Here is a 24,947-nt window from a genome sequence, read left to right as displayed (position 1 = left end):
ACGACTGTACGCACCCTTTTCTGTCAGCTTTCTTATTTGTCAGCCGGCTCCCATTTGCAGCGAACCGGTGAAACAATGGCGCCTTCAGCTTTTAACTCTTTAAAGGCTTTATCAATCTCCTTGCGGTCAACGTCCAGTGCCTTCTGAACCGCTCCGGCATTCATCGGCGCGCCGTTTTCACGCATGGCTTCCAGTACTTTTACTTTTAATTCCGCTAATTCCATATTTTTCTCCTGTTTATTCTTCCTCAAACTCATTCAGCTCAAAAAACTCATCCATATCCTCATCGGATAATTCGGCAGCCATTTCAGCCTGATCCTTCGCCAAAGTCTCTGAGCTTTCCTCCGGCGCTTCGGGCTCATCCTTCTTTGCAAAATGATCACGGATTTTCTGTTCAACCACATCGGCAAATTCAGGATTTTCCTTGAGGTATTCTTTGACCTTGTCACGGCCCTGTCCCAGGCGTTCCTCGCCGTAGGAGAACCATGAACCAGCTTTTTTAATAATGTTCAGCTCAACCGCCATGTCCAGAATATCCCCTTCTCTGGAGATACCCTCGCCGTACATGATGTCAAACTCTGCGGTTTTAAACGGCGGCGCCATCTTGTTCTTTACGATCTTGGCGCGGGTACGGTTCCCGATCATGTCCGTTCCTTTTTTCAAGGTCTCAATTCTGCGGATGTCCATCCGGACAGAGGAATAAAATTTTAAAGCACGGCCGCCAGTGGTAACCTCTGGATTACCGTACATCACCCCAACCTTTTCACGCAGCTGGTTGATAAAAATCGCTGCGGTATTGGATTTTTTAATAATCCCCGCCAGCTTTCTGAGGGCCTGGGACATCAGTCTCGCCTGAAGCCCAACATGGGAGTCCCCCATTTCCCCGTCGATTTCCGCGCGGGGCACCAGAGCCGCGACAGAGTCCACAACAGCTACGTCGATGGCGCCGCTTCGCACCAGGGCTTCAAGAATTTCAAGGGCCTGCTCACCTGTATCCGGCTGGGATACAATCAGGTTATCGACATCCACACCGAGGGCTTTTGCGTATACGGGATCGAGCGCATGTTCGGCATCGATAAAGGCCGCGTTACCTCCGGCTTTCTGGGCTTCCGCCACAATATGAAGGGCGATGGTGGTTTTACCGGAGGATTCCGGCCCGTAGATCTCGATGATCCGGCCACGGGGCACCCCGCCGATTCCAAGGGCCATATCAATGCCGATGGAGGAGGTGGAGATAACATCCACATCCATCTTTGCGCTCTCGTCTCCAAGACGCATGACTGCACCCTTTCCAAAGGTTTTTTCAATATTCTTTAAAGCAGCGTTCAGGGCTTCCTGCTTTGCGCTGTTGTCTGTTTTTTCTTCTACTTTTTCTAATGGTTTGCGTTTTTCAGCCATACTTTTCTCCTCTATTTCCACGAAGCGTTCTGTGAACGTTCGTTCTGTCACTATCTATATTATAAAGAAATCATTCTGTTTTGTCAAGGATTGCTTCGCGAATTAAGTGAAAAACTTTATTGGCGGTGCGCAATTGAACAATCTTTCGGCTGCCTTCAAAGAGATATTTTTTTATGGTGGTTTTTCCTTTGGCACAAACCCCTACGTATACCAGTCCCACAGGTTTTTCCGGCGTTCCGCCGTCAGGCCCGGCAATGCCAGTGACCGACGCGGTAATATCACAGCCTGAAATTTCCTTAAGGTGCTCGCACATCTCACGCGCGGTCTGCTCGCTGACGGCGCCGTAGCGGTCAAGGGTTTCAGCCCTCACATTTAAAAGCTGCATTTTAGCTTCGTTGGAGTAGGTAACCAGCCCCATTTTCAACGAAGCTGAAATTCCCGGAATCTCTGCCAGCTTTGAGGCCACAAGGCCCCCAGTGCAGGATTCTGCCAGCGCTACGGTCAGGCCCTTTTCCATTAAAAGCTTACCGACAGTCACGTCCAGGCTGTCCTGGGAATGTGTGAAAATATGGCTTCCAAAACGCTCAATAATGACCTTCTCATAACGGTCCAGCAAAGCGTTAATGGTTTCAGAATCGTCACCGTTGGCCGTCAGGCGGATCATCACCTCGCCCAGCTTGGCGTAGGTGGCGACCGTGGGATTGTCCTGCCGGTCGATGATGTCCATGATGCTGTCCTCCACGGTGGACTCACCAATATCCGAAAGATTGTAATATCGTGAGATCACAAGCTGGTTTTTCAGCTGGTGCAGGACAGGCTCCACACAGTCTTCGTACATGCCCATCATTTCATGCGGCGGTCCTGGCAGCATGATAATGGTCTTATCGTCTTTCTTGATCATAATCCCCGGCGCGGTGCCTCTGGGGTTTGGCAGCATGACGCCGCCCTTTGGCACGTAGGACTGGCGCAGGTTGTTTTCTGTCATTTCTACCCCGCGGCGGTCAAAAAACGCTTTGAGCTTTGCGACAATTTCCGGACGCTGTTCCATTTCCATCCCAAAGATTTCCGCGATGGTTTCCTTTGTCAGGTCATCCTGAGTAGGTCCGAGACCACCGGTCGTAATGATCAGGTCACTGCGGGTTAAAGCCCTCATGATGACGGATTTCAGACGCCCCGGATTGTCGCCCACCGTGGTATGGTAAAGCACCGAGAAGCCATTTATGGATAATTCCTTGGACAAAAACATAACGTTGGTATTTAAGGTGTCTCCCGTTAAAAGTTCTGTTCCAACCGAAACGAGCTCACAATTCATAATTCCATCTCCTTATGTCAATTCAGGCGGGCTTCATAAAGCTCCGGCCCTTATCATTATACTGTTTCTGGCAAAATTCTGCAATGTTAATAAACTTTGATTCAGAGTTGTTTACTCTGGATGCCGACAAAAAATTTGGGGGATACCCGGAACGCGTATTTGGCAGCCGCTTACTTTGGCACAAACCCTTCTATATTTTTTATCTCAACCGAGATGGTGCCGTCCGGATTATTTCTGAACTCCACAATATCTTCCCGCATGAGGTAATCTGTTGGAATCGAGAGCTCTATACCGGAGTCTGTGACAAACTTCTGTTTTTTAAAAATCTTGTTCTCAATATTATCGCTTACCGCCACCTTGCTCTGGGTGAGACCCTTTTTGGCCGCTTCTTCCCTGAAACGCTCCTTAACGGTAAAGTCATCGCCAAAGGTGGCCTGCGCGATACTGTCCATATCGATGACCGAGTCCGATTCGTAGTCGTCGGCAATGACCCGCTTGACAGTGTTCAGCTTTTCGATGTCACCGTTATACTCGCTGGCGATAATTTTTTTAACAGTTTTTTCCACAATATCAAATGTCTGTTTTTCGGAGAGCACATCCTCACATAAAACCAGACGGTTGGAGAGATAGTACTCCTTTTTATCATCAATCTCAAACTTCTTTTCCTTAAGAAAAATCTGGTCTGTATTCAGGTTGATGATCACAAACTCATCCAGCCGCTGCCCCTCTGTCGGCAGTGAGCAGGGCTGGCGCAGAATATCGTTTAAACGGCCGTCCTCGTGGTCGACATAGTGGATATAGCTGTGCTTGTAATTCAGCTTTAAAACACCCAAATAAGGCTCTCCATCGCCGATAAAATCGACCACCAGCAGATCGGCCGACGGCACTCCCACGTTTTCCAGCATAAAATCAAAGAGCAGACTCGCAATTTCCTGGCTGACAGAGGTAAAGCTTTCGCCGTCCTTTTTATACTGCTGTACCAGATCACAAAAACGGCTTGGCGGGTCCACAAACTGGGTTCTCTTAATATCCGGGTCCTTCATGGCCCGGGTCAGATGCTTATATAAGTATTCCTGGATACCGATGGGCAGGCCCAGCAGCGTATCCGAAAGCACCGGAATGCCCGCGCCTGTATCCAGAATGTGTAAAATCGCTCTTTTTACATGAACATCGATTTCCATAAAAACTCCTCACACAAAAGCGCGGCTTCCGCCGCGCTTGTTTTTTATTCTCATTTATTTACTTTCAAAAACCTACATACTTCTAAAAACACCCTTGTTCAGTCTGAAATAATCAATGCCTGAGATCAGGGTCAGGGCAAGGGCAACATAAACCATGATGTTACCAAACAACAGCAGCGCGGGGAATGCCATAACCGGCCAGTTGACCAGCAGCAACGCGATGATGGCAATCATCTGAGAAATGGTTTTGGCTTTACCCCATTTGCTGGCGGCAATGACGATGCCGTCGGAGGCAGCCAGCGTCCGGAGGCCTGTAATGGCAAATTCGCGGGCAATAATGATGATCACCACCCAGGATGGAATCATCTGGAGCTCAACCAGACAGATAAACGCTGAACAGGTCAGCAGCTTATCGGCCAGCGGGTCCATAAATTTTCCGAAATCTGTAATCAGATTCCGGCTTCTGGCAAGATGCCCGTCCACCGCGTCAGAGGCAGAGGCGACAATAAAGATCACCACTGCGATGGGCTCGTGGAATGGAAAATTGACCAGCAGGGCAATAATAAAGAATGGAATCATAATGATTCGGGCCATGGTAATTTTGTTAGGTAAGTTCACTTTCTACATCTCCTATCAAATCATAATCCAGTGTCTGGATTATTTTTACTTTATAGAAATTGCCAATGTCTAATACCTCTTCCCCGCTATTGGCAAAAACCATACAATCAATTTCTGGTGCATCACCATAAGTTCGGCCGGAATAAGTTCCCGGCGCTTCCATTTCTTCTATTAAAACGTCCAGGCTTTTGCCAACAAAGGCCTCATTGGCTTCAGCCGTTATTTCCTCCTGCTGTCCGTATATTTCATTCCACCGTCTTTCCATAACCGCTTCATCCACCTGGTTCGGGAAGGCTGCCGCGGGAGTCCCTTCCTCCTGCGAATATTTAAATACACCCAGACGGTTGATCTTAAGCGCTCTCAATGACGCCAGAAGGCCCTCATGGTCTTCTTCTGTCTCACCGGGAAAACCGGTGATGATCGCCGTCCTCAATACCGCATCAGGCAGCTTTTTACGGATCAGCCCAACCTGTTCAAAAAGATGGCTCTTGCTGACCGGACGCCCCATGCGTTTTAAAATCTTATCCTCAGTATGCTGGATTGGAATGTCAAAATAATGACAGATATTCTCATGGCCTGCAATCACATCCAGAAGCGCTTCAGTGATTCCCTCAGGATACATATAGAGCAGGCGTATCCAATGGAAAGAAAAATCCTCAGACAGACGCGTCAGCAGTCCGGCCAGATCGATCTCCTCATCCAGATCATTTCCGTACTGGGTGATGTCCTGAGCGATAATGATCAGCTCCCTGATACCCTTTTCCTCAAGGTAAGCCGCTTCCCTGTAAATGGCCTCTGGCTGACGGCTGCGGTGCCTTCCGCGGATTTTCGGGATCACACAATAAGTGCAGTGATGGTCACAGCCTTCACTGATTTTCAGATAGGCTGTGATCGTATTGTCCTCGATATACCTGGGCATTTCTTCCAGGTAAGGCCGGTCGATATCTCCCGCGAGGGTTTCACCGCCTCTTCCGCTTTCAATCGATTTAATCAGGTCAATGATATTGTCGATATGGCCCACACCTAGAAAGCCGTCAACCTCAGGCATTTCCTCAGCCAGCTCCTTATGATAGCGTTCCGCCATACAGCCCGCCACCACCAGAATCTCACACGGACCGCTTTCCTTATAGCCGGCGTATTCAAGGATATACTCAATGGATTCCTCCTTGGCCGCCTGGATAAAGCAGCAGGTATTGACGACGATGATTTCAGCCTGCGCCGGGTCCGGCTCAATGGTATAGCCATTTTCCGCGAGCATTCCCAGCATCTGCTGGGCGTCTACGGTATTCTTATCACAGCCCAGGGTTGTGATATGTATCTTCTTCACTCTGTCACCTCCTGTAATACTCTTCCTGTGTCATCAGCAGGGTTCGCGGCTTACTGCCGTTTGGCCCTGAGATAATCCCCTTTTGCTCAAGGGAGTCGATGAGCCTTCCAGCCCGGGCATAGCCAACCTTCAGCTTACGCTGGAGCATGGAGGTCGATACCTGATTATAGGTAAAGGCCGTCTCCACTGCCTGGTCAAACAGCGGGTCCAGGTCATCCTCCTTGGCTTCCTCTTCTTCCTGGGGCTCGTTAATGGCCTCTTCAATCTCATCATTGTAGGTTGGCTGTTTTTTGGGTTTGACCGCATTGATTACGCGGTTGATCTCCGCGTCAGATACAAAGGTACACTGCACGCGCAGCGGTTTTGATTTTCCGACGGGGTAGTAGAGCATATCCCCCTTGCCCAGCAGCTTTTCAGCCCCGGCCATATCAAGAATGGTACGGGAGTCCGTATTAGACGCCACTGAGAAGGCAATACGGGATGGGATATTTGCCTTGATCAGCCCGGTGATAACATCTACCGAGGGTCTTTGGGTCGCGATGATCAGATGAATCCCGCAGGCTCTGGCCAGCTGCGCAATACGGCAGATCGCGTTTTCACATTCCTTCGGCGATGTCATCATCAAGTCGGCCAGCTCGTCGACCACAATGACAATACGCGGCAGCTTTTCGCCGCCCTGGCCAGCCATCAGCTCGTTATAACCGTCAATATCACGCACGCCGTTTTCCTTAAACAACTGGTAACGATCCGTCATTTCCTTAATTCCCCAGTTCAGGGCATAGGAGGCCTTTTTAGGGTCTGTGACCACAGGAATCAGCAGGTGTGGTATGGCGTTATACTGGTTCAGCTCGACCATTTTGGGGTCAATCATGATAAAACGCAAATCCTCAGGTGAAGCCTTGTACAAAAGGCTGATGATAATACTGTTGATGCATACGCTCTTACCAGAACCTGTGGCTCCGGCGATGAGCACATGGGGCATTTTGCTGATGTCCCCAATAATATTCTGTCCGGACAGGGTCTTGCCAAGGGCAAAAGGCAGGGGCCCTTTAAAGCCTTCAAAGGCCGGCGTCTCAATGATCTCACGCAGGCCAACGATAACGCTCTCCTCGTTTGGCACCTCAATGCCCACCGCAGCTTTTCCCGGAATAGGCGCTTCGATACGGATATCCGAGGTCGCCAGATTTAAGGCCAGGTCGTCAGCCAGATTAACAATCTTATTGACCTTTACTCCCGGTTCGGGCTGAAGCTCAAACCGGGTAATACTCGGGCCGACGTCTACCCCGACAATTTTGGCATGCACACCAAAATTAGAAAGGGTTTCCTCGATAATTCTGGCTTTTTTAACCACTGCGTCCTTTCTGTTTTTGGAACCGGAGGCTGGCGGATTTAACAAAGTCGTTTCCGGGAAATGATAAACCTCGTCAGCCTCCAGTTGAGGGTTTATGGGGTCCTCCCCGTTGTCGGATAAATCCAAAAGCTCATCCACAATTTTATTCTGTTTTTGCTTCTTTTCAGGAAGGATCGAAAGCCTTTCCTGCTGTTCCTCTGGCAGAGCCTCATTGGAATCCTCCAAGGTGTCTGATTCATCCAGCTCTTTATTGACATCGTCAATAAAATCAAGAATTTCTGTGTCAATCGAAACCTTTCCAGTCTCTGAGCGCTGGAACAGGCCGTCATAGCTGTCACTTGCCGGCTCTTCCTGTTTTGTCCTGCTCTTTTTGGCGTTTTTGCTCTTTTCACTCAGTTCTTTTGAGAGCTTGCGTTCTTCCACCAGATCGCCGACCTTATTCTTCAGAGGCGCAACGCCGAATTTGTTTTCCTTCATTTTCTGATAATATTCGTTAAAATTTGCCCGTACGATCAGCAGGGCCTCGGCGATGGACGCCAGTATCAAAAAGACAATGGTACCAACCTTGGTCACAAGCATCTGAAGGAAGTAGGACAGCAGTATCCCGATAATTCCTCCATAGCCGCCATAGCTGGCCACGCTGAAAAGATCGAGCACGCTGTAGGTCATAAGCCTCGGAATATTCAGGCTGAAGACCACCATCAGATTAACCAGAAGTAAAAACACCATGACCAGCGTCTGTATATTTCCTCTGTGCTTGTTAAAAAACAGCATGATTCCCCAGGCGATCATATAAAGGGCAATCATGATCGTTGTATTGCCAAACATGTAGGTAAAGATAACTTTCCCTACAATTTTATCTAAAATTCCGGGCGTTGCCGTCAAAAAAGCATAGCCGACATAGAGGCCGAGAACGGCCAGCACTGCACCGGTTATTCTCTGCTTGACCATTGGGCTCATGCCAGGCTGCTTTTTGGCTCTGCTTCCCGCGCGCTTTTTGGCAGGTTTCTTTTTGCTTGCTGTTGCCACCTTATTATCACCTCACTTACTTAATAAAAAAAGGCACAGATCCTCTGTACCTTGTATTCCTACATACCGGAATGTCCAAATCCACCGTCGCTGCGTTCTGTGTCCGTCAGAGCCTCTACACTGTCGACCTCTACAAAATCAGCAGTCACATAGGATTTTATTACCATTTGCGCGATGCGGTCACCGGGATGAATGGTATGGGAAAAGGCCTTCAGATTTGTTAAAATAACCTTTATTTCACCACGGTAGTCTGAATCAATGGTACCAATCCCATTGACCAAGGCAATGCCGTGCTTCATGGCCAGACCCGAACGCGCCCGGATCTGAGCTTCGTATCCCGCCGGCAGTTCTAAATAAATTCCCGTCGGAATGGTGTAAATATTCTGGTTTAAAATCTCAATCGGTTCGTCTATATCCGCGTATAAATCCACCCCGGCAGCACCGGAGCTCTGATACTCCGGCAGCGGGTACTTGGATGCGTTGTATATTTTTACCTTGCACTTTTCCATATTATAACACTCAATCCTTAGGTAAGCACGCTTTTCTTGATAAATTGATGCGGCCCTTATCGTCAATTTCAACAACCTTGACGGTTACAACGTCACCAACCTTCACGACATCCTCTACGGATTTCACGCGTTCCTTGGCAAGTTTGGAAATATGGATCAGGCCGTCTTTACCGCCGGGCAAAGATACAAAGGCGCCAAAGTTCATGATACGAACGACCTCGCCAGTATAAACCTCTCCGACTTCCACTTCCTTGACAATATCTTCGATAATCGCTTTAGCCTTATCTGCTGCAACACCGTCTTCAGACGCGATATAGATGGTACCATCGTCCTCAATATCAATCTTAACGCCGGTTTCCTCAATAATCTTATTGATGACCTTTCCGCCCGAGCCGATAACGTCACGGATCTTATCGGGGTTAATGGTCATCGTCATAATACGCGGTGCATATGGTGATAATTCTGCGCGCGGTTCAGAAATTTCTTCGTTCATGATGCCCAGAATGTGCATACGGCCAATGCGGGCCTGTTCCAGTGCCTGGGTTAAAATTTCTCTGTCGATACCGTGGATCTTGATATCCATCTGAATAGCGGTGATCCCGTCTTTAGTACCGGCAACCTTAAAGTCCATGTCTCCGAGGAAGTCTTCCATGCCCTGGATATCCGTTAAGATGGCCAGCTTTTCTTCTTCCTTGATCAGGCCCATTGCCACACCGGCGACCGGCTTCTTGAGCGGTACACCCGCTGCCATCAGGGCAAGGCTGCTGCCGCATACGCTGGCCTGAGAAGTAGAGCCGTTAGAGCTTAAAACCTCAGATACCACGCGGATGGCGTAGGGGAATTCTTCTTCCGGCGGAATCATTGGCAGCAGCGCACGTTCTGCCAGGGCGCCGTGGCCGATTTCACGGCGGCCTGGGCTTCTCATTGGTCTTGCCTCGCCAACACTGTAGCCTGGGAAGTTATACTGGTGCATATAACGTTTTTCCGTATCGTTGGATAGGCCGTCCAGCACCTGGGCATCTCTCAGGACGCCTAAAGTCGCGATGGAAAGCACCTGTGTTTCGCCTCTGGTGAACAGGCCGGAGCCATGCACTCTCGGGATATAGTCGATTTTCGCGCTAATTGGACGGACTTCATCCATTTTACGGTTGTCCGGACGGATGCGGTCTACCAGAATCAGGCTGCGGACTTCTTTTTTCTGAAGTGCGGTTAAAATCGTATCAATATCATTTAACTGATCAGGATAAAGCTCGCCAAAGTGTTCAACCACCTCGGTCTTAACCGCGTCGATATTTTCAAGACGTTCTGTTTTATCCTCAGTGTGAACCGCTTCATGCATTTTACCGCCTACAAAAGCTTCGACCTCTGCGGTCAGCTCGTCTGTTGGCAGGTAAAGGGTATAATCCTTCTTTTCCACACCCACTGCTGCGACAATCGCTTCCTGAAAAGCCACAATTTTCTTGATTTCTTCATGCGCAAATAAAATTGCTTCCAGCATGGTTTCTTCAGAAACTTCGTTAGCGCCGGCTTCTACCATCATAATGGCATCCTTGGTACCGGCGACTGTCAAGCTTAAATCGCTGGCTTCACGCTGGGCTTCGGTCGGGTTCAGGATGAACTCGCCATCGATCAGTCCAACCGCTACAGAACCAGTAGGGCCGTCAAAAGGAATGTCTGAAATACTGAGAGCAATGGATGCGCCGATCATCGCGGCGATTTCCGGTGCGTTATCCTGTTCAACAGACATGACCGTAGTAACTACCTGAACGTCGTTGCGGAACCCCTTGGGGAACAGCGGACGAATCGGACGGTCGATTAAACGTGAGTTTAAAATTGCTTTTTCAGAAGGACGGCCTTCTCTTTTTAAAAAGCCTCCTGGTATTTTACCAACTGCGTATTGTTTTTCTTCATAATCCACGCTCAGCGGAAAAAAATCCATACCTTCACGAGGTTTTTTAGATGCAGCGGCTATGGCCAGCACACTTGTTTCACCATAGCGGATCATTGCAGAGCCCTTAGCAAGCTGTGCAACCTCGCCGATTTCCACCTTAAAGGGACGACCGGCAATTTCTGTTTCAAATATTCTCATTAATACCTCCAATGATATCAGCCGATTTACGAAGCGGCTGGACTCCGTTTATTTCAAAATCATCTGCACAGATGTTCGAAAATTCAAAGAAAAAAGGCGGAATACTCCGCCTTACAGTACTATTTTCTCAAGCCTAATCTCTGAATTAATTCACGATAGCGCATGATATCTTTCTTTTTGAGATAGTTTAATAAACCTCTACGCTGACCGACCATTTTCAGAAGACCTCTTCTTGAGTGATGGTCTTTTTTATGAACGGCAAAGTGTTCATTTAAACCATTAATTCTTGCTGTTAAAATAGCAATCTGTACTTCTGGAGAACCAGTGTCACCTTCGTGTGTCTGGTACTCTGCAATAATGCGTTCTTTTTCTTCTTTTGAAATCATTTGTGTCAATTCTCCTTAAATTATAAATAGACTCCGTAATCACAGTATTTCGTTGGAGTTTCGAAAAACCAAGAGAACGGGCTTAACGTAATAATGATACCATAACCGCAGGACGGTGTAAAGTTTTTTATCAGAGTTCCGGGATTATTTCTCCCGCTTCATATTCTGAAATCAGTTTTTTACAGAGCTCGATGGTTTTTTCCATCGAATGGTTTCTGGCTTCCTCAGACATATTTTCAGCCATCTGCTGAATAATGTATTTATTCTCAATAAGAAAATCAACCATGGAGGTCAGCTCCTTGATCTTGTCCACCTTGATGGCCATGCCGCTTTCCACCAAATAATCGGCGTTTTCTTCCTCCTGTCCCGGATAATAATAGGGGATGATCATCGGAATACACTTGACGATCGCCTCTGTGCTTGTCAGACCGCCTGGCTTGGAGATAATAGCGTCGGCCTCGTCCATGAGCTCGGGTATATTATCGACAAAGCCATGAATTTCCACAACCTTATCCTCTGTCTCATAGACCTTGTTTAAAAACTCAATGGAGCGCTCGACCTTTTTATTGTTGCCACAGACCACAATAATCTTAATTTTTTCCTGAGCCTTCATCAGCGCAACAAAGGCTTTTTCCATCTGTCTGGTACCCATACTGCCCGCCATAAGCAGTATTGTACCGCGGATCGTTGGATCTTCGATCTCAGCTTTCTTTCGGGTATCCTCCACAAACTCCTGTCTTATGGGAATGCCGAAAGGATAGATAATGTCCGGGTTTACCCCTTTTTCAATCATGGTTTCCTTTGTGTACTCACTGCCCACCACATAGGCGTTGATTTTTTTGTGCAGGTATACGCTGTGGATTTTATAATCGGTCACAAAAGAGAGCACTGGCAGGTCAAAGGCTCCGTGCTCTTTTAAGGTTCCTAAAATATTGGTGACAAAGGGATGGGTTGAAATCAGCAGATGCGGCTGTTCCTTATGAATCATGGGAACAATTTCCGGATTCATAACCTTTGTCATCATCTTAAAAATATTCTGCTGAAAAGGCGTCATGTGGTTGAACTGGTTATAAATCTGCTCATAAAGCTTTGGCACATTTTCAACCAGCTGCTTGTAGCCCTTTGTTACGATTTTGTCTAAAACGGCGCTGCTTTCCTTGAAGGCATCATAAACGTCTACCTCAAAACCATATTCGGATAAAGCCTGGGCAATGGATTTTGCTGCCAGGTTGTGTCCCGCACCGGTGGATGCTGTAAAAATAAAGATCTTAGACATTGACCCCTCCAAATTTTTCGTCTGTTTTATTTTATATATTGTCTGCTTTTAATCGTCAAAATCCTTGGTAAAACGGTACTGCACCTTCATTAATTTACCGCCGACTGCTTTTTCACGGCGTTTTTCTGCTACATAAAAAGCGCCCAATACGGTCAGCATACCAGCTGCTACTGCAGACAAACTAATCATTACTTTTTTTAACATTTTGGACCTCCTGTAAATCCTGTTTAATAAAAAATGTTCCTATTTCATTGCCTTCTAAAATATCATAAATCACTTTAACATCCTCACCGGATGCGATGATGGTGTTTATTCCCCGGTCGGTTGCGTATTTAGCCGCCCCGATTTTGGTCACCATACCGCCTGTTCCAAGGCCGGAGGTGGAACATCCCGCGCTGTTTAAAATATCGGAATCAATCGTCTCAACGGTCTGGAGAAGTATGGCATCCTCATTTTCATTGGGATTTGAATCGTACAGGCCATCCACATCCGAGAGAATAATCAAAAGGTCAGCGTCCACAATGTCGGCAGTCATGGCAGACAGGATATCATTATCCCCAAAGCACTCCTCCTGAATTTCATCCGTCGCGATACAGTCATTTTCATTGACGATCGGGATGATGCTGCGGTTTTTCAGTGCCTTGAAGGTATTGATGGCATTGCTTCTTTTAATGGAATGCTTGAATACATCCTTGGTCAGCAGAATCTGCCCCACATTCTGGTGGTATTCATCAAAAAACTTATGATAAATCTCCATCAAAAGCCCCTGCCCCACCGAAGCGGTGGCCTGCTTGGCCTCCAGTGTCTTCGGCCGTTCCTTTAAACCCAAACGGTTCATGCCACAGCCGATGGCACCCGAAGATACCAAAACCATCTTTCTCCCACTGTTTTCAAGATCAGTCAAAACCCTTGCAAGCTGGTCAAGCTTTTTTAAATTGAGGGTACCATTGGCATGGGTTACTGAGGTGGTGCCCATTTTGATGACAATGGTCTCTGCTTCCTTAATTGTCTGTCGCATTTAATGCGCCTCCATTTGTCTACTGTTGTCTTCCACTCAGGCAGCTTAGTCTGTCCATTTTTGATTAAAGACTATCGCCGTCGGTCTGGTGACTATTCTGAAATATTATCATATCAAACTTAACTTAATTTTGCAAGTTTGTTTTATCCTGACGCGCTGGGTATACCTTCTGTCTATTCTCTGCTTTTTCTTTTTCAAAACTAAAGCTTTCCTTAGGAATAGAAAGACGATTGTTTTCTTCACCTGTCTGGGGGTATATAAGAACTAACAATTCTTATTAAGGAGGCTTTATTATGAGCAAAGATACAGGATTTACCGATCAGGCAAAAGGCGAAGTAAAAGACCGAGTCGGCGGTGCAACAGGCGATAAGGGCTTACAGGCCGAAGGCATGATGGACAAGGCAGCCGGAAAAATCAAAGAAAAAGCAAATGACGTAAAAGAAAAAGCGAAAGATGTTGCAGATGATGTAAAGGATCGTATGAATAAATAAAACATTCACATAAAAAACCGGGATATTCCAAGCTGAATATCCCGGTTTATTTATTTTTCTGATTTTTAGCTTAATCAGCTGCAGCCCGTGGTGGTGCCGCAGTCCATACAAACCTTACAGGTACCATTGCGGACCATGCGGTCACTGCCACACTGGCTGCACACTTCCCCATAGAGTTTTTCACCCTCAATTTCCATTTCCATCTGAAGCGGCATAGTTTCCGGTGTCGGAGCTGCTGTGCTGGCGTCTACCTTTGCGAGGGGAGCTTTCGGCTTCACCTGGCATTTGGAATAATCACCGCATTCAATATCAATGACCTTGGAGATCAGGTCAGAAATAGAGGATGCGTATTTAATATACGGATGCCTCTGGACAAAGCCTGACGGCTCGTACTTCTGGCCCCTCAGCATGATGGATATTTTTTCCGGCGGAATATTGTACTGAAGCATATTGGAGATGGACTTGGACAATGAAGCCAGCAGTCCCTTAACCACTGTACCATCCTTATCGGTGGATACAAAAATTTCTGCAATTTTACCATCATCATAAAAACCGATGGTGATATAAAGCTCAATATCGCCGATTTTAGCCGCATGGGTACGGCTCATACGCATACCGTCTGGTTTACGCCGGTTGGGAACCCCCTGATTACAGTCTCTTGCAAATTCAAGAAGCTCCTTATAAGAACAATCCTCCAGATGCTTTTCGCCTTCCTCCTGCTTACCGGAGCTTAAAGGCTGTGATGCCTTACAGCCATCACGGTAAACGGCAATGGCTTTGGCGCCGGTAGTGTATGCCAGAAGATGAATTTTCTTAACATCCTCTATCTCCGCGTCTGACGGCAGGTTCACAGTCTTTGAAACCGAACCACTGATCATCGGCGTAATGGCCGAAACCATGAGCACATGGCCCTCTGGGCGGATGGTATTGGCTGTGTCAAAAACCGGAATATGCTCTGGCTTGATATGCGGCGCGCCGGACAGACTGTCGTGGCGCAGATAGCCTTTTTCATCCTTATCCAGCATGTAACCAAGTATATCGGAAATTTCCTTTGGCTTGTAACCCAGATTTTTAAGGGCAATCTCCATCACTGGATTCACGATTTCCATGGAGCCGCCGCCTACCAGTTTTTTGAATACCACATGGTTGTAGAAGGGTTCGACAGAGGTGGCGCCGCAGTCCATGGCAAAGGAAATGGTACCGGTCGGCGCGATAACGCTAACCTGCGCATTGCGGTAGCCGCTCAGCTCACCATAGTCAATGGCATCCTTCCACGCGTCTTTGATACGGCTGCTGATATTCAGGAAACCCATTTCTTCTAAAAGTTCATGATTGATTTTAAGCGGTTCATAAGTCATTTCCTCATAGTCATCGGTCAGATAGCCCGCGACACGGCTGTGGTTGCGGATAACGCGCTTCATATAAGGACTGTTGATCTCATATTTCGCAAAAGGCCCGACCTTTCCGGCCATCATGGCTGAAACATAGTAGGAATGTCCTGTCATAATGCCGCATAAAGCTGCGATCAGGTTTCGGGCTTCATCGGAATCATAAGGATAGCCCAGCGCCAGAATCAATGACGCAGCATTGGCAAGGCCCAGACCAGTGGTGCGGAACAGGTAGCTTTTTCTGGCAACATCTTCTGTTGGGAACTGTCCCCAATAGATCGAAGCCTCCAGCACCAGCTGGATCAGTCCTGCTAAATGTGAAAACCGTTCAATATCAATTTTGTTGGTTTCCGGGTCAAAGAAGCGGAAAATATTGATGGATGCCAGGTTACAGGCTGTATCATTTAGGAAAGCATACTCTGAGCATGGGTTTGTCGCGTTGATCCGGTTTTCTTTTTTGGAGGTATCGCCATCTTCACCGCCGGGACAGGTATGCCAGGCGTTAAACAGATCGTCGAACTGAAGTCCAGGATCGGCGCAGGCCCAGGAAGCTGTGTTGATTTTCTGCCACAGCTCCTTGACGGATACTTCACGGTTAACTGCGTCGTCTACGCGTCCCTTCAAAGTCATTTTGTGATCCGGTTCGTGCTCAAGATTGATGACAGCATCCATGAATTCTTTATTTAAACGGACGGAGTTATTTGAGTTCTGCCCTGCAACGGTGCGGTATGCCTCACCGTCCATGGAGGTATCATAGCCCATCTTTCCAAGAGCGCGGACTTTATCCTCTTCCCTAACCTTCCAGTCCACAAATTCTTCAATTTCGGGATGGTCCACATCTACAATGACCATTTTAGCCGCACGTCTTGTGGTGCCGCCGGATTTAATGGCGCCTGCGTTACGGTCAAGCCCTTGCAGGAAGCTCATCATTCCTGAGGACTGCCCGCCGCTCGATAGCTTTTCATTCACGCCGCGAAGCGATGAAAAGTTTGTGCCAACACCGGAACCGCCTTTAAACAGCTTTGTCTCACTGACATAATGCTCAGAAATGGAGTGATGGCCGAGCAGCTTGTCCTCGATGGACAAAATAAAGCAGGCGCTTGACTGAGTCCGGGTATAGCGGTCATCTGATTCTTTAACCTCACCGGCCGCCTCGTCGTAGTAATAAAGGTCGTCCTTGTCACCTTTGATGCCATAGCTTCTGGCCAGGCCAGTATTGAACCACTGCGGTGAATTTGGCGCCCACATCTGTTTCAACAGAGCGTAAACCATCTCGTCGTAAAAAATCTGCCACTCTTCAGCGGTCTCGATGATGCCTTCTTCTTTCAAAGCATCTGCCCAGAAGCCAACCATGCGGTCGGCAACTTCACGCATGCTGTGTTCATAGCCCAGACCGTTTGGGATTCCCCGTCGTCTGAAATACTTGCTGGCTATAATATTACAGGCATTTTGCGAATAATCAACTGGAAATTCAAGATCTTCCATGGACAAAATGGTCGCGCCCGTCTGATAATTTGTTAAATTGACGTCAACATTCTGCCACTCGAAAAGATCGTAGACAGTCTTATTACTGCCTTCCAGTTCTTTCGTAAAATGTCTTTTAAATAGATCTTTCAGCTCTTTCAATCTTAAACTCCTTATAAAATCGGTTTGTAAAGGCGTACACAAGATGTGCTGCGCCGATTTCTATTATAACATATATCTGGTATAATACGTGGAATAAATTCTTGTAATCCACATCAACTTTCTTGTAAAAAGAAAACAGAAACAGTAAAAAGAGACTCTCTGCTTTGAGAGTCTCCTTAAAACACCAGTCAGAATCAGGCTTCCCGGTTTTCTTCCTGTTCTTCTAAAACGTCTAAATCTACAGCGGCGTTGGTCGCCGCTTCTTCAGTTCCGATAACATCTTTTTCAAAGGTACCGGCCTCATGGGTTTCCTCCACCGATACAGATTCCATTACATCATCTGTCAGGGATTGACGTCTGACCTCAGGCTCTGCTTCGCGGATGTCTTTTTCCTGTCCAGCAACAACGACTTTTTTATCATTCGACATCTTCATGTCTCCTTTCAAAGTTTAGTTGCCTTTCTTATCATCTCCACCCATTTTAACCTTCTGCCCTACCTTGCTCTCGGTGCCAGCCATAATCCGCTTGATGTTGGCGCGGTGCTGGAACACTGTTGAGCAGCAGAGAAACAAGGCAAAAAACAGTTCGGGTGTAAAAACAGCCCCATGTGTAATAAAAATACTTTTAATAAGAACTGCAATCGGAAGGGATACCATCCCAATAATGGAAGTCAGCGACATCATTCTGAAAATGGCCAGGAAGATCAGTCCAACGGCAATACAGATCAGGGCAATCGGCCAGTCAAAGACGATAAAAACGCCGATGGAGGTGGCAGTACCCTTTCCGCCTCTAAAGCCAAGGCAGACCGGCCAGTTATGACCGCAGACCACTGCGATTCCCGCAGCCGCTACCCAGGCTTCACTGAAGCCAAGCAGTCTGGCTGCAAGAATCACGACAGAGCCCTTAAGCGCATCCAAAATAAAAACAGGAATAGCGTATTTCAGGCCCATCGTCCGGAGTACATTTGTCGTTCCGGCGTTACCGCTTCCGTAATTACGGACATCCTCACCCTTTACAGCGCGCACCATAATATAGGCAAAATCAAGATTACCGATAAAATAAGCCGCCACAACCAAAATCAAGCCAATAAGTATACTCATACTAAACTCTCCTCACACATAATCCTGAGCTACTGCTCTCTAACGCGCTCAATAAGAATCAGGAGTTTTTCGATGATCCGGTCATAGTTCTCTTTTTTATGGGGAACAAGGCAATTTGTACAGTTCTTTATACCCTTTTCCGTGTATTCAAAACCACCGCCGCAGTCCCTTCCCAGCGCATATAAAGGACAGTAACAAAACAAACAGTTAAACTCGTCCAGATTTTCCATTTTATGGCAAGGAAAATATTCACAATCCCTGTTTTGGAAAAATTTGAAGTTTTCTGTTTCAAATTCTTTTTTACACATAACCTTTTAGTTAACGGCGTCCATTCCGACAGCCATCGCTTTAATATTCAGATCAACAAATTTTGGTTTTACATTATTTCGGATAATTTCATCCCATTCAATATCCTGAAGTCCCATGGATTTGATGATGGCCCCAAGCAGAATCACATTCATAACCTTGAGATTCCCCATCTCCTCCGCCATGGCGGAGGCATTCATCACGCGGACATCGGCCTTTTCCTGCAATGTTTCCAGAATTTTTTCCGGATAAGTCGCTTTGCCGATAACGACCGGCAGCGGCCATATCTCTGCATCGTTGACAATAATCTTTCCGTCTTCCTTTAAGAAGTCAATATAACGCAGTGCTTCCATTTTTTCAAAAGCAACAATGATGTCCGCTGTTCCCATCTCGATAACTGGTGACTGGACGTCATCCCCATAGCGGACCTGAGATGAAACGGAGCCGCCACGCTGGCTCATACCATGGATTTCACTCATCTTTACGTCATAGCCGGCTTCCATCAGACCCGTGGTCAGCAGTTTTGCCGCTGTGATGGTTCCCTGGCCGCCAACACCAACCAATAATATATTTTTTGTTTTCATTCTACTTTTCCTCCTCTACATAAATGGCATGTTTCGGGCAGATCTGCAGGCAAACCTCACAGCCCAGACAGGATTCTTCCAGAATACCGGATTTTTTCGGTACGGTAGAGTTAAAGGCTAAAGCAGGACAGCCGGATTTCAGGCATTTCTTACAGCCGATACAGAGATCGGTATCGACCTTGCAGTGGCGCTTAAAGGCTTCTGGGAACTCTTCCTTATCGGCCTGAGAAAAACGCTTGAGCGCACATGGCCAGCGCGTGATAATGACAGAGGCTTCATCATTTGACAGACCCCAGTCAAGCGCCGCGTCAGTTTCTTCCAGATTGTTTGGATCAACCGTACGGACATTTTTAACGCCAAGTGCGCGGACAATGGTTTCGATATCCATAATTGGCGCCGGTTCGCCCTTTAAGTCAAAGCCGCTGCCCGGGTTTTCCTGATGGCCGGTCATGCCGGTAATACGGTTGTCCAAGATAACAGTCAGAACATTGCTCTTATTATAGGTAACATCCATAAGACTGGTCATTCCAGAGTGGAAGAAAGTTGAATCGCCGATGACAGAAACGACTTTCATATCGTTATTCTTAATATCCATGGCCTTTGCCACACCGTGTCCCCCGCTGATGCTGGCACCCATGCAGATCATCGCGTCTGTAGCGTTGTAGGGCGGTGTTAAGCCCAGGGAATAGCATCCGATATCACTGAAAATCATAATATTTTTACGGCGGCCCAGCTCGTAGAAAATACCGCGGTGCGGACAGCCTGCGCAGAATGCCGGCGGACGGCCGACAATTTTTTCAGGATCGGGCGCAAGGGTCACTTCGCTTTTACCATAGAGGGCTTCACGGATGCGTTCCGGTGTCAGCTCGCCCATGGTTGGGAACACATCTTTTCCAATAACGTCAATGCCCATGGCTTTAATTTCGGTTTCAAGAATCGGATCATTTTCTTCAAGAACATAGATCTTTTTAACTTTGCCTGCAAATTCAGCAATCAGCTTCTTGGGAAGTGGATAAGAAAATCCCAGTTTCAGATAAGAGGCCGTATCGCCAAAAACTTCCTTTGCATAACGGAAAGCCACGCCAGACGCGATAACGCCAATTTCCTTCTGATTATCTTCGATATAATTCCATTTAGAGGTTTCGGTATATTCTGCCAGCTTTTCAAAATTTTTGGCAAGCTTAACCTGCATAACACGGGCATGAGCCGGCAGCGGACAGTTTTTCATAATATCTTTTACATATTCTTTATCGTCCACTTCCACACGGTCCTCACATTCGACAATGGATTTTGAATGACAGACACGGGTAGTCATGCGGTAAAGCACTGGGCAGTCATAGGTTTCACTTACTTCATAGGCTTCCTTAAGCATATCCTTAGCTTCCTGGCTGTCAGACGGCTCAAACATCGGCATTTTTGCATGGCGCGCGTAGTTTCGATTATCCTGCTCATTCTGAGATGAGTGCATGCCTGGTTCGTCGGCTGTTACGATAACAGAGCCCCCGTTAACGCCAAGATAGGCAAAAGTAAAAATCGGGTCAGCCGCAACGTTTACCCCAACATGTTTCATTGCAGCAAGTGTACGGATACCGGCAATTGAAGCACCAGCAGCCGCTTCAACCGCTACTTTTTCATTTGGCGCCCATTCGGAAACAATGCCATCATAGGTCGCTACATTTTCAAGGATTTCTGTACTTGGTGTTCCCGGATAGGCGGTGGCGAACTTAACGCCGGCTTCCCAGGCACCACGGGCAATGGCTTCATTACCTGTTAATAATTTCTTCATATTCTCTCCTCTCCTGTAAGGGCGGGAACCGCCCGTCCTTGTGACAGAATAAAATTTTACTGTTTCATAACTTATTTTTATAATTATACACTAAACCATACACGAATTCAAAGAATCAATCTCTGTTTCATGTTTTTTATAAGGCACATTAAACGAGGCCATAGCCGTCAGGATGCCCCTGATGCCATTTCCAGGCGGTTTCGATGATATACTCGAGTGATGAGTTTGCCGGTGACCAGCCCAGTGCTTTCTGGGCTTTTTCTGAACTGGCAATTAAGACTCCCGGGTCGCCTGCCCGGCGGTCTGTGATTTCAACCTGAAAATCTTTTCCGGTAACAGTCTTAACCTTTTCAATCACTTCCAAAACTGAAAAACCATTGCCATTGCCTAGATTATAAACATCGCTGGTTTCAGATTTAACCAGATCCTCCATACCCAGAATGTGGGCTTCCGCGATGTCCATTACATGGATATAATCGCGGATACAACTTCCGTCAGGGGTATCATAATCATCACCAAAGACATAAATCTTATCACGGATGCCCTGTGCTGTTTTTAAAATCAATGGGATCAGATGGGTTTCGGGCGCGTGGTCCTCGCCAATCTCTCCGCTCGGGTGTGCACCGGAAGCATTGAAATAGCGGAACACCTTGTAATGAAGTCCGTAGGCAACTTCCATCCAATGCAGCATTTTTTCAACCGCCAGCTTTGTTTCGCCATAGGTGTTGGTAGGGTGCTTAGGCGTATCCTCATCAATGGGCAGACGCTCAGGCTCGCCGTAGGTTGCCGCGGTCGATGAGAAAATAAAATGCTTAATATCATTGTTGACCATGGAACGCAGCAGGCACAGCGTCCCGTAAACATTATTATCATAATACTCAATGGGCTTTTCCATGCTTTCACCCACCAGTGAGTTTGCACAGAAATGCATAACGCAGTCAACCTCATGACGTAAAAACAGTCTTTCAAGACAGGCTGCATCGCGAATATCGCCGACCTCCAGCACTGCGCCCTGCGGGACGGACTGGCGGTGCCCCGTGGATAAATTATCCAGCACCACCACCTCATAATCCTTGTCTAAAAGTGCCCTGACTACATGGGACCCGATATAGCCGGCCCCACCACAAACTAAAACTTTCATCTATCTGTCTCCTTAATACTCTGTCAACTCTGCTTAATAGTAGCGCATGAAATCTTCATTGTAATTTGAGCGGACATACTCGATCTCCTGATCGTCCACCTTTTCCCGGAGCAGGTTCTCAAGCAGACCCACGACCATTTTTTCCGTTCCGAAATGACCGGCGTCAATGACCCACAGGTTATTTTCGGCCGCCCGCTGGGCATCATGATATTTCAAATCCCCGGTAATGTACACATCTGCCTTTTTAACCTTTGCCAGTCCGATAAACTCTGCTCCGCTGCCTGTGCACAAAGCCACCTTTCTGACTTTTGCCGGCTCATTACCTGCTGCCCTCACATGGGAAAGGCTCAGCGCTTTTTTTACATACTCAATAAAGGCTTCCGGCGTCATGGTCTCTTTTAAGACGCCGATTTTTCCAAGGCCATTCTGGTTTAAAAGCACGCCGTTTTCAAGAGGGTATAAATCATAGGCCATCTCCTCATAGGGATGGACTTTTTTAAGCTTTTGAATGAGGGTTTTCATCATCTTACCGTCAATGATGGTTTCTACCCGGTCTTCTTTAACGGTTGCCACCTCACCCTCCTCACCGATGAAGGGCGAAGACCCCTCGAGCGGCTTAAAGGTTCCCTGGCCCACGGTACGGTAGGTACAGTGGCTGTAATTACCGATAAAGCCGGCGCCGCTATCTCCCATCACTTCAACAATTTTATCGGTGTAATCCACCGGCACATAAACCACGATCTTATAGAGCTTATCCTCATCGGAAGGGTCCAGCGGCTGGCGCTGTTCAATGCCGAGTGTTTTCGCGATATAATCGTTAAGGCCAAGCTCTGCCTTGTCCAGATTAGTGTGCGCTACATACAGGCTGATGTCATTGCGGATCAGCTCAGCCACAATCTTTCCCTTCAGCTCATCGGTACAAATGGATTTGATGCCGTTAAAGATAAAGGGGTGGTGCGCAATAATCATATCCGCATTTTCCATGACTGCTTCCCGCACGACAGCCTCGGTCACATCCAATGTCAGCAGTATTTTTTTCACTCTTTTCTGGAAAGAGCCGATCTGAAGGCCAACGTTGTCCCATGACTCCGCAAGGCTTCTCGGAGCCACAGCTTCGATCACTTTTGTTATTTCACTGCATTTTACAGCCATTTTTCACCTCCATCAGCGCAGCCGCAATGGCTGTGCTTTTTTTATACTGTTCTCTGGCCATTTTTGTATGCTTGTTTTCCGTGTTCTGGATTATTTTATTTTCAAGCTCCAGCTTACGGTCGATCAACTCCGGCAGAAGCGGATGCTTACGCCTTTTTGCCTCATAGCCAATCAGATAATCCAGATCGTTTTCAATGGACATTTCACCCTTTTCAGCAACGATAATTTCATAGACTCTGCGTTCTTCCTTTGCAAGATCCTCATTTACAATCACGAAGCCGTTATCCTCCAGAAAATGCCTGACAATAAAAGCGTTATTCATGGGCTGGAGCACCAAGCGTTTTGCCGAGACCGCCACCTCAAGGGATTCGGTCAGCAGATCCCTTATCAGGTAACCGCCCATCCCCGCCATGACAATGGTTCCAGCTTCTCCGGGGATTAATACGGAAAGACCTGAGCCCAAACGCGTTTCAATCTGCTTTTCATAGCCCGACCGGGCCACAAGCTGCTCTGCTTTTTTCAAGGGCTTTTCATTAATATCTGCCGCGACAGCGCGCGGTATAAAGCCCTGTTCCATTAGATAAACAGGCAGATATCCGTGGTCTGTACCGATATCTGCCATGCTTTCATTTTTCAATACATTATCTGCAATCACCTGCAAACGTGGTGTCATCATTTTAGGTCAAATAATCCTTTAATTTTTTACTTCTGCTCGGGTGTCTCAGCTTTCTGAGTGCCTTGGCTTCAATCTGGCGGATACGCTCTCTGGTAACGTTGAACTCCTTGCCGACTTCTTCCAGTGTGCGGGCACGTCCGTCATCCAGTCCAAAACGCAGGCGCAGCACTTTTTCTTCACGCTCAGTCAAGGTGTTGAGCACTTCCATGAGCTGTTCCTTCAAAAGCGCATAGGACGCTGCTTCCGAAGGTGCCGGGGCATTATCATCCTCAATGAAATCGCCCAGATGGCTGTCCTCTTCCTCACCAATGGGTGTCTCGAGGGATACAGGATCCTGCGCGATTTTCTGGATTTCGCGGACCTTTTCTTCCGAGAAGCCCATTTCTTTACCAATTTCTGCCGGCGTAGGTTCACGCCCAAGCTCTTGAAGCAGCTGTCTGGACACACGGATGAGCTTGTTAATGGTCTCAACCATATGCACAGGAATACGAATGGTTCTGGCCTGGTCCGCGATGGCGCGGGTGATGGCCTGACGAATCCACCAGGTCGCATAGGTACTGAACTTAAAGCCCTTGGTATAATCGAATTTTTCCACCGCCTTGATCAGGCCGAGATTTCCTTCCTGAATGAGGTCCAGAAAGGACATCCCACGGCCCACATAGCGTTTGGCAATGCTGACAACCAGACGCAGGTTGGCCTCAGCCAGCTCTTTCTTGGCTTCGTCATCGCCTGCTTCCATACGCTTGGCAATGCCCATTTCCTGCTCCGCGGTCAGGAGCGGCACCTTGCCGATTTCCTTTAAATACAAGCGCACTGGATCATTGACACTGACGCTGTCCCCCAGGTCTATATCCTTGACGGGATCCTCCTCAATCTCAATTTCTTCCAGCTCTGCCACATCGATGTCGATATCAAGATCAATATCATCGGTCTCAATATCCATATCCTGGAAGGTTAAATCAATGCCTTCCTTCTGTAAAAGCAGATAGATGGAATCAATCTCTTCCGGATCCAGATCGGTCTTCTCAAGCACTTCCTCAAAATCGGCGTTGTTTAAGGAGCCTTTTTCCTTACCGCGCTTGATCAGTGTCTGAACTTCCGGCATTGCCTCTAGGTCGGCGATTGCATCAACCTCGTCGAGCAATTCCTCCATATCTGGTTTCACTTTTTTCTTCTTTGCTTCAGCCATTTATATCCTCCTGA

At 47.4% G+C, this 24,947-nt stretch carries 24 protein-coding genes; 1 reads left to right on the top strand and 23 read right to left on the bottom strand.

Annotation, left to right across the window (positions count from 1 at the left end):
• Positions 1-32 precede the first annotated feature (32 nt).
• From CPZ25_RS02905 to proB, 13 genes are all read right to left on the bottom strand, one after another.
• Positions 33-224, bottom strand: a complete 192-nt coding sequence (locus CPZ25_RS02905) for a hypothetical protein (RefSeq protein ID WP_058694692.1) — start codon at positions 222-224, stop codon at positions 33-35.
• A gap of 13 nt (positions 225-237) precedes the next feature.
• The gene (gene recA, locus CPZ25_RS02900) at positions 238-1,398 is read right to left on the bottom strand and encodes a recombinase RecA (RefSeq protein WP_074616918.1); all 1,161 of its coding nucleotides are present in this window, start codon (positions 1,396-1,398) and stop codon (positions 238-240) included.
• Positions 1,399-1,468: 70 nt separating this feature from the next.
• A complete protein-coding gene (locus CPZ25_RS02895) occupies positions 1,469-2,710 on the bottom strand; it encodes a competence/damage-inducible protein A (RefSeq protein WP_058694694.1) in 1,242 nt (413 codons plus the stop codon).
• Between the two features lie 170 nt (positions 2,711-2,880).
• Positions 2,881-3,891 (bottom strand): nucleoid-associated protein, encoded by a 1,011-nt coding sequence (locus CPZ25_RS02890; RefSeq protein ID WP_096919929.1) that lies wholly within the window; start codon positions 3,889-3,891, stop codon positions 2,881-2,883.
• 72 nt (positions 3,892-3,963) lie between these two features.
• Complete coding sequence (gene pgsA / locus CPZ25_RS02885; RefSeq protein ID WP_013380371.1) at positions 3,964-4,509, bottom strand: CDP-diacylglycerol--glycerol-3-phosphate 3-phosphatidyltransferase; 546 nt, start codon at positions 4,507-4,509, stop codon at positions 3,964-3,966.
• A complete protein-coding gene (rimO, locus tag CPZ25_RS02880) occupies positions 4,496-5,836 on the bottom strand; it encodes a 30S ribosomal protein S12 methylthiotransferase RimO (protein ID WP_096919930.1) in 1,341 nt (446 codons plus the stop codon). Before rimO ends, pgsA begins: the two co-directional genes overlap by 14 nt.
• A gap of 4 nt (positions 5,837-5,840) precedes the next feature.
• Positions 5,841-8,216 (bottom strand): DNA translocase FtsK, encoded by a 2,376-nt coding sequence (locus CPZ25_RS02875; RefSeq protein WP_096919931.1) that lies wholly within the window; start codon positions 8,214-8,216, stop codon positions 5,841-5,843.
• 59 nt (positions 8,217-8,275) lie between these two features.
• Entirely contained in the window at positions 8,276-8,725 is a 450-nt protein-coding gene (gene dut, locus CPZ25_RS02870; protein WP_058694698.1) for a dUTP diphosphatase, read from the bottom strand.
• Positions 8,726-8,735: 10 nt separating this feature from the next.
• Positions 8,736-10,814: a polyribonucleotide nucleotidyltransferase gene (locus CPZ25_RS02865; protein WP_096919932.1), complete on the bottom strand. Its 2,079-nt coding sequence runs from the start codon at positions 10,812-10,814 to the stop codon at positions 8,736-8,738.
• Between the two features lie 119 nt (positions 10,815-10,933).
• Complete coding sequence (gene rpsO, locus CPZ25_RS02860; RefSeq protein WP_013380366.1) at positions 10,934-11,200, bottom strand: 30S ribosomal protein S15; 267 nt, start codon at positions 11,198-11,200, stop codon at positions 10,934-10,936.
• A 130-nt stretch (positions 11,201-11,330) separates the two neighbouring features.
• On the bottom strand, positions 11,331-12,476 hold the full coding sequence (locus tag CPZ25_RS02855; protein WP_058694700.1) for an MGDG synthase family glycosyltransferase: 1,146 nt from the start codon (positions 12,474-12,476) through the stop codon (positions 11,331-11,333).
• A 48-nt stretch (positions 12,477-12,524) separates the two neighbouring features.
• Positions 12,525-12,680, bottom strand: a complete 156-nt coding sequence (locus CPZ25_RS02850; protein WP_013380364.1) for a hypothetical protein — start codon at positions 12,678-12,680, stop codon at positions 12,525-12,527.
• Positions 12,658-13,494, bottom strand: coding sequence for a glutamate 5-kinase (proB, locus tag CPZ25_RS02845; protein WP_058694701.1), 837 nt, complete (start codon positions 13,492-13,494; stop codon positions 12,658-12,660). Before proB ends, CPZ25_RS02850 begins: the two co-directional genes overlap by 23 nt.
• Positions 13,495-13,787: 293 nt before the next feature.
• On the opposite strand from proB, the gene CPZ25_RS02840 reads away from it, so the two are divergent.
• Positions 13,788-13,985 carry a CsbD family protein gene (locus CPZ25_RS02840; protein WP_058694702.1) on the top strand — a complete coding sequence of 66 codons (198 nt, stop codon included), beginning with the start codon at positions 13,788-13,790 and terminating at the stop codon, positions 13,983-13,985.
• A gap of 74 nt (positions 13,986-14,059) precedes the next feature.
• On the opposite strand, the gene CPZ25_RS02835 is transcribed toward CPZ25_RS02840, so the two are convergent.
• From CPZ25_RS02835 to rpoD, 10 genes are all read right to left on the bottom strand, one after another.
• Positions 14,060-16,999, bottom strand: coding sequence for a vitamin B12-dependent ribonucleotide reductase (locus tag CPZ25_RS02835; RefSeq protein WP_058694703.1), 2,940 nt, complete (start codon positions 16,997-16,999; stop codon positions 14,060-14,062).
• A 194-nt stretch (positions 17,000-17,193) separates the two neighbouring features.
• Positions 17,194-17,427 carry a hypothetical protein gene (locus CPZ25_RS02830; RefSeq protein ID WP_074616932.1) on the bottom strand — a complete coding sequence of 78 codons (234 nt, stop codon included), beginning with the start codon at positions 17,425-17,427 and terminating at the stop codon, positions 17,194-17,196.
• A 21-nt stretch (positions 17,428-17,448) separates the two neighbouring features.
• Positions 17,449-18,099 carry a glycerol-3-phosphate 1-O-acyltransferase PlsY gene (gene plsY / locus CPZ25_RS02825; RefSeq protein ID WP_058694705.1) on the bottom strand — a complete coding sequence of 217 codons (651 nt, stop codon included), beginning with the start codon at positions 18,097-18,099 and terminating at the stop codon, positions 17,449-17,451.
• Between the two features lie 29 nt (positions 18,100-18,128).
• Complete coding sequence (locus CPZ25_RS02820) at positions 18,129-18,407, bottom strand: cysteine-rich small domain-containing protein (protein ID WP_058694706.1); 279 nt, start codon at positions 18,405-18,407, stop codon at positions 18,129-18,131.
• Between the two features lie 6 nt (positions 18,408-18,413).
• Complete coding sequence (locus CPZ25_RS02815) at positions 18,414-18,989, bottom strand: indolepyruvate oxidoreductase subunit beta (protein WP_096919933.1); 576 nt, start codon at positions 18,987-18,989, stop codon at positions 18,414-18,416.
• A gap of 1 nt (position 18,990) precedes the next feature.
• Positions 18,991-20,775 (bottom strand): indolepyruvate ferredoxin oxidoreductase subunit alpha, encoded by a 1,785-nt coding sequence (iorA, locus tag CPZ25_RS02810; RefSeq protein WP_096919934.1) that lies wholly within the window; start codon positions 20,773-20,775, stop codon positions 18,991-18,993.
• Positions 20,776-20,923: 148 nt separating this feature from the next.
• A complete protein-coding gene (gene galE / locus CPZ25_RS02805; RefSeq protein ID WP_058694709.1) occupies positions 20,924-21,916 on the bottom strand; it encodes a UDP-glucose 4-epimerase GalE in 993 nt (330 codons plus the stop codon).
• A 33-nt stretch (positions 21,917-21,949) separates the two neighbouring features.
• Positions 21,950-23,068 (bottom strand): Nif3-like dinuclear metal center hexameric protein, encoded by a 1,119-nt coding sequence (locus CPZ25_RS02800; RefSeq protein WP_096919935.1) that lies wholly within the window; start codon positions 23,066-23,068, stop codon positions 21,950-21,952.
• Positions 23,049-23,744, bottom strand: coding sequence for a tRNA (adenine(22)-N(1))-methyltransferase (locus CPZ25_RS02795; protein ID WP_058694711.1), 696 nt, complete (start codon positions 23,742-23,744; stop codon positions 23,049-23,051). The genes CPZ25_RS02800 and CPZ25_RS02795 overlap by 20 nt, the downstream gene beginning before the upstream one ends.
• A gap of 1 nt (position 23,745) precedes the next feature.
• Positions 23,746-24,933 carry an RNA polymerase sigma factor RpoD gene (rpoD, locus tag CPZ25_RS02790; protein WP_392889457.1) on the bottom strand — a complete coding sequence of 396 codons (1,188 nt, stop codon included), beginning with the start codon at positions 24,931-24,933 and terminating at the stop codon, positions 23,746-23,748.
• Between the last annotated feature and the right edge of the window lie 14 nt (positions 24,934-24,947).

It is taken from the genome of Eubacterium maltosivorans, from assembly GCF_002441855.2.
Taxonomy (GTDB): Bacteria; Bacillota; Clostridia; order Eubacteriales; family Eubacteriaceae; genus Eubacterium; species Eubacterium maltosivorans.
The sequence above is the reverse complement of the archived record's forward strand: the minus strand, read 5'-3'. Positions and strand labels throughout refer to the sequence as shown.

Bases quoted from the DNA above. Each gene is read 5' to 3' on its own strand.
- CPZ25_RS02850 (WP_013380364.1), bottom strand. From the start codon at position 12,680: ATGTTAAAAAAAGTAATGATTAGTTTGTCTGCAGTAGCAGCTGGTATG.
- rpoD (WP_392889457.1), bottom strand. From the start codon at position 24,933: ATGGCTGAAGCAAAGAAGAAAAAAGTGAAACCAGATATGGAGGAATTG.
- CPZ25_RS02795 (WP_058694711.1), bottom strand. From the start codon at position 23,744: ATGATGACACCACGTTTGCAGGTGATTGCAGATAATGTATTGAAAAAT.
- CPZ25_RS02830 (WP_074616932.1), bottom strand. From the start codon at position 17,427: ATGTCGAATGATAAAAAAGTCGTTGTTGCTGGACAGGAAAAAGACATC.
- CPZ25_RS02815 (WP_096919933.1), bottom strand. From the start codon at position 18,989: ATGAAAACAAAAAATATATTATTGGTTGGTGTTGGCGGCCAGGGAACC.
- CPZ25_RS02855 (WP_058694700.1), bottom strand. From the start codon at position 12,476: ATGTCTAAGATCTTTATTTTTACAGCATCCACCGGTGCGGGACACAAC.
- CPZ25_RS02820 (WP_058694706.1), bottom strand. From the start codon at position 18,407: ATGTGTAAAAAAGAATTTGAAACAGAAAACTTCAAATTTTTCCAAAAC.
- plsY (WP_058694705.1), bottom strand. From the start codon at position 18,099: ATGAGTATACTTATTGGCTTGATTTTGGTTGTGGCGGCTTATTTTATC.
- CPZ25_RS02895 (WP_058694694.1), bottom strand. From the start codon at position 2,710: ATGAATTGTGAGCTCGTTTCGGTTGGAACAGAACTTTTAACGGGAGAC.
- galE (WP_058694709.1), bottom strand. From the start codon at position 21,916: ATGAAAGTTTTAGTTTGTGGTGGGGCCGGCTATATCGGGTCCCATGTA.
- CPZ25_RS02890 (WP_096919929.1), bottom strand. From the start codon at position 3,891: ATGGAAATCGATGTTCATGTAAAAAGAGCGATTTTACACATTCTGGAT.
- recA (WP_074616918.1), bottom strand. From the start codon at position 1,398: ATGGCTGAAAAACGCAAACCATTAGAAAAAGTAGAAGAAAAAACAGAC.
- CPZ25_RS02905 (WP_058694692.1), bottom strand. From the start codon at position 224: ATGGAATTAGCGGAATTAAAAGTAAAAGTACTGGAAGCCATGCGTGAA.
- proB (WP_058694701.1), bottom strand. From the start codon at position 13,494: ATGCGACAGACAATTAAGGAAGCAGAGACCATTGTCATCAAAATGGGC.
- dut (WP_058694698.1), bottom strand. From the start codon at position 8,725: ATGGAAAAGTGCAAGGTAAAAATATACAACGCATCCAAGTACCCGCTG.
- rpsO (WP_013380366.1), bottom strand. From the start codon at position 11,200: ATGATTTCAAAAGAAGAAAAAGAACGCATTATTGCAGAGTACCAGACA.
- CPZ25_RS02800 (WP_096919935.1), bottom strand. From the start codon at position 23,068: ATGGCTGTAAAATGCAGTGAAATAACAAAAGTGATCGAAGCTGTGGCT.
- CPZ25_RS02840 (WP_058694702.1), top strand. From the start codon at position 13,788: ATGAGCAAAGATACAGGATTTACCGATCAGGCAAAAGGCGAAGTAAAA.
- CPZ25_RS02865 (WP_096919932.1), bottom strand. From the start codon at position 10,814: ATGAGAATATTTGAAACAGAAATTGCCGGTCGTCCCTTTAAGGTGGAA.
- iorA (WP_096919934.1), bottom strand. From the start codon at position 20,775: ATGAAGAAATTATTAACAGGTAATGAAGCCATTGCCCGTGGTGCCTGG.